Raw genomic sequence first — 1383 nt, forward strand, 5'->3', positions numbered from 1 at the left:
GTAGCCGACGGCCAGCTTGTACATGTCTCCGGCGGAGGTCCGGTAGTAGAAGACACGCAGTCGGCGCGGCCGGGGGTTCTGGCTGTCGGTGGTGGTGTAGGTGACCGTGTTCTCGGCGGACTTCCTGCCCTGGTACGTGGTCTCCCTGGGCTCCGTCTTCGGGTTCTGCGGCATGCCGACCTGGTAGTCGCCGCTCTGCCGGTAGTCGCCGTCGTCGTCGTACATCTCGGCGGCGGCGGACCCCTTGATCGCGTTACCGGTGTCCTCGGCCTTCTTCTCCAGCTCCAGGCTGATCCAGACGGCACCGCTGGGGTCGGTGTACGTGACCCAGTGCTCGTCGTCCGTCTTCTCGGGCACGGTCCGCTTGTACTCGTCCGGCACCAGCAGCGTCGCGCCGAGAGCCTTCTCCTCGTGCGTCTTCCAGCCCTTCGGCAGCGACCCGGCGAAGGGGTCGGCGATCACCAGGTACGCCGTCACCGCGGCCGCGACCGCCGCCGCCGCGATCCCGAGCAGCGTCTTCGGCCCGAGCACGATCCCCCGCCGCACGCTCTCGGGGAGCCGTGCGGGCTGGGTGAGGGCCGGCTCCGGCGGGTTGGCCGCGCGTTCCAGCAGGTCGCGGGTCCGCGCGGCGTTCGGGCGGCGCGAAGGGTCCTTCTGGAGCAGGCCGTTGATGGCCTCGGCGAGCGGGCCGCGGGCGGCGGCGGGCGCCGCGGGCTCGGCGTTGAGGACGGACTGGAGCGTCGCCGGGGTGTTGCTGCGGCGGAACGGCGAGACGCCCTCCGTCGCCGCGTACAGGACGACCCCGAGGGACCACAGGTCGCTGGCCGGCCCCGGACGCTGGCCGAGCACCCGCTCGGGCGCGATGTACTCCGGCGAGCCGACGAAGCCGCCGGTGTCGGTCAGATTGGTCTCGCCCTCGATCTGGGCGATCCCGAAGTCGGTGAGCACGACCCGGTCGTGGCGCCCGAGCATGACGTTGTCCGGCTTGACGTCACGGTGCAGGATGCCCGCCGCGTGCGCGGCCTCCAGGGCGCCCAGCACCTCCAGGCCGATCCGCGCCGCGTCCCGGGCGCCGAGGGTGCCCTCCTGCAGCGCGTCGCCGAGCGAGCGGCCCTGCACCAGCTCCATGACGATCCAGGGCCGGCCGTCCACGACGGCGACGTCGTGCACGTTCACGACGGCCGGGTGGTCGAGCCGGGCGGCGGCACGGGCCTCGCGGCGCATCCGCTCGTAGGCGTTGGCGCGTTCCCGCTCCGGAAGGTGGTCCGGGACGCGGGGTTCCTTCACGGCGACCTCGCGGTCCACCGTCTCGTCCTTGGCGCGCCAGACGGTGCCCATGCCGCCGTGCCCGAGCTTGGCGAGCAGCCGGTAGCGGCCCGCGAT

At 73.0% G+C, this 1383-nt stretch carries 1 protein-coding gene; it reads right to left on the minus strand.

What is annotated here, in order from left to right; all coding sequences use genetic code 11:
- Positions 1 to 1383: serine/threonine-protein kinase (locus ACFY5C_RS41600; RefSeq protein WP_389455288.1), on the minus strand; the 1383-nt coding region annotated here is incomplete at both ends.

Source organism: Streptomyces sp. NPDC012935, from assembly GCF_042900345.1.
GTDB lineage: Bacteria > Actinomycetota > Actinomycetes > Streptomycetales > Streptomycetaceae > Streptomyces.